The following is a 2,661-nucleotide window of genomic DNA, read 5'->3' as shown; positions in this document are numbered from 1 at the left end:
GATTTGCGCAACATCGCCCTCAGGCATAACCATGGAGGCTTAGGCATATGCCTAAGCACGTGCTTATGTCTGACTACGAGATCATTACCGATGGCGGCCGCGGCGGCGCTGGTCTTCGGCCGAGAAGCTTCGGATCGTCGAGGAGACGCTGGAGGATGGCACCAGCATATCGGTGGTCGCGCGCCGCAATGGCGTGGCGGCAAACCTGTTGTATCGTTGGCGGCGCCTGATGCTGGATGGGGGAGCCGTGGCCGTGTCTGGAGATGACGACGTTACCTGCAATCGCGCTGTCCGGCAGATGGAAGAGCGCATCCGGGAACTGGAGCGGCAGCTCGGGCGCAAGACGCTCGAGGTCGAGATCCTCAAGGAAGCCTTGGACAAGTCGCGCTCAAAAAAACCGACTTGGCTCGCGCAGTCGCAGCCTAAGGGCGGTTCCCGGTGAAGGCCGTGGCCCGGACGCTGGGCGTCTCCCGCTCGAACCTGAATGCCCGGCTGAACGGGAGCGCGAAGCCGCGTCGGCGCTATCACAAAGCGCAAGACGCGGTGGTGCTTCCGCTGATCTCGGCGATCGTGGCGGCGCGGCCGACCTATGGCTACAGGCGCATCGCGGCGGTTCTGAACCGACGGCTTCGGGCCGATGGCGCGGCGCCCGTGAACCACAAACGGGTCTACCGCATCATGCAGGCGCACGACCTACTGCTGGCGCGCAGATACACCGAGCGGCCGGAGCAGACGCATGAGGGCAAGGTCATCACCCTGCGCTCGAACATTCGTTCGCCGGTGGGCTTGAACCAGTGGCGCCCCACCGGCTCACTGCTCGGACGGCTTTGAGTTCACCTGCTGGAACGGTGAGATCGTCCGAGGAGCCTTCATCATCGACGCGCATGACCGGGAGATCATCGCCTGGCGGGCCGTGGTGAACGCCGGCATCAGCGGCTCGGACATCCGCGACATGATGCTGGAGGGCGTCGAGGCCCGCTTCGGAGGCTATCGGGCGCCGCATCCTGTCGAGATGCTCAGCGACAATGGCTCGCCCTACGTCGCCAGGGATACCCGCATCTTCGCCCGGCAGCTGGGACTGAAGCCCTGCTACACGCCGGTGAAAAGCCCGCAGAGCAATGGCATCGCGGAGTCCTTCGTGAAGACGCTGAAGCGCGACTACGTTCACGTCACGCCGCTGCCGGACGCCATTACCGTCCTCGAGTTGCTCGCCGACTGGTTTGAGGACTACAACATCCATCACCCACACTCAGGCTGAAGATGCGCTCGCCCCGCGAATTCATCGCAGCTCAAACCGCAACCGCCTGAGTGTCCGGTGAAACGGGGGCAAGACCACCTTGAGGCAGCGCATTTTGGCTTCGACACGGCTTCGGACATGGTAGCCGGCCCAGCGTTTCCAGAAGGCTCGGCTAAAGTGCCGTGTCCCCCGAAGGATGTCGTTGCGAGCCGCAGCTGTCGGCCCATCCTCTTTCCAGGGGCGCCCGTTCTTGCGGATCGGAATGACCGCCGTGGCCTGACGCTCAATGATCGCGGTGTGACAACCATGCGTGTCATAGGCACCATCGGCAGTCACGGTGCCGATCGGGTCGTCCTCGGGGATCTGGTCGGGAAGGTCCGGCAGGACCGGGCTGTCGCCGTCGCGGCTGGGAGTGAACTCCACGGCGCAGATGTCGGATGTCGCCGCATCCATGGCCAGGTGGATCTTCCGCCACTGGCGACGGCCCTGTGGACCTTGCTTGCGGGCCTGCCATTGCCATCGCTCTGTTGCGTAAACGGACTGACGGGTTTCATCTTCGGAATCCATCATGGTAGCCGGAGCGCATGAGCAGCAGACCGACGCCGCCGAGCTACAGGACTAGGAACTGGTCCGATATAACCAGGCGCTGAAGAAGCGTGGCTCCCTGACGATCTGGTTTGATCCCGACATGGTCTGGACGCCGCCCCCGAGCGGCAGGAGGGGCCGCCAGCAAAGCTACAGCGATGCCGCCATCCAAGCGTGATGGAATGGTCACGATAGTGTCCCATCGACTGGTGTTGTAAGAGCGCCGACCTTCGGAGACGTCCAAGCCTGATCAGGAGGCCACTGCGGGCAACCTGATGTTGGGATTGTCGATGACGCGTGCGAGGGATTCAAGGCTCATATAGCGGCGCGCGACGGTCCACTCGTCATTGGTCTCCAGCATCAATGCGCCAACGAGCCGAACAATGGCCTCGTCGTTGGGAAAGATGCCGATGACGTCGGACCTTCTCTTTATTTCGCGGTTCACCCGCTCAAGTGGGTTCGTCGACGCGATCTGGGGCCAGTGCTTGCGAGGGAAATCCATGTAGGCGAGCACGTCATCGCGGGAGGCGTCCATCAACGCGCCGAGTGTCGCCTGCTTCTCACGCAGCGCGTCGGCGACCACCTCCCACTGGGCTTCGGCATCGGCCTTGTTGTCCTGGGCGAAGATCGTCTTCAGCATCGCGGCCACGGCTGCGCGCTGCTTGGCCGGGGCATGAGCGAGCGCGTTCCTCATCCAGTGAACCCGGCACCTTTGGTGGGTCGCATTGAAGACCCGCCGCGCGGCGGCCCGGAGCCCCTTGTGATCGTCGGAGATCACCAGCTTCACGCCCCGCAGGCCGCGGTCGGCAAGGCTGCGCAGGGCGCTGTTGCACATATCG

At 63.7% G+C, this 2,661-nt stretch carries 1 protein-coding gene and 3 pseudogenes; 2 read left to right on the top strand and 2 right to left on the bottom strand.

The window, feature by feature from the left end; translation table 11 throughout:
* Window positions 1–47: 47 nt before the first annotated feature.
* Window positions 48–1,308, top strand: a pseudogene (locus MBELCI_RS18580) (IS3 family transposase).
* A gap of 28 nt (window positions 1,309–1,336) precedes the next feature.
* Here MBELCI_RS18580 and MBELCI_RS18575 read toward each other — a convergent pair.
* Window positions 1,337–1,753 (bottom strand): annotated as a pseudogene (locus MBELCI_RS18575) (IS5 family transposase); the annotation flags it as partial.
* Window positions 1,754–1,821: 68 nt separating this feature from the next.
* Between MBELCI_RS18575 and MBELCI_RS20260 the strand changes: the two are divergent.
* Window positions 1,822–1,994 (top strand): annotated as a pseudogene (locus tag MBELCI_RS20260) (transposase); the annotation flags it as partial.
* 78 nt (window positions 1,995–2,072) lie between these two features.
* Here the strand turns inward: MBELCI_RS20260 and MBELCI_RS18570 are convergent.
* Window positions 2,073–2,661, bottom strand: a 589-nt coding sequence (locus MBELCI_RS18570; protein WP_045320524.1) for an IS256 family transposase, incomplete at its 5' end; no start/stop codon positions are given.

Origin of the sequence: Limimaricola cinnabarinus LL-001 (assembly GCF_000466965.1) — a bacterium.
In the GTDB taxonomy this organism is placed as follows: Bacteria; Pseudomonadota; Alphaproteobacteria; order Rhodobacterales; family Rhodobacteraceae; genus Limimaricola; species Limimaricola cinnabarinus.
Note: the sequence above shows the minus strand (reverse complement) of the source record. Positions and strands in the feature narration are given on the sequence as shown.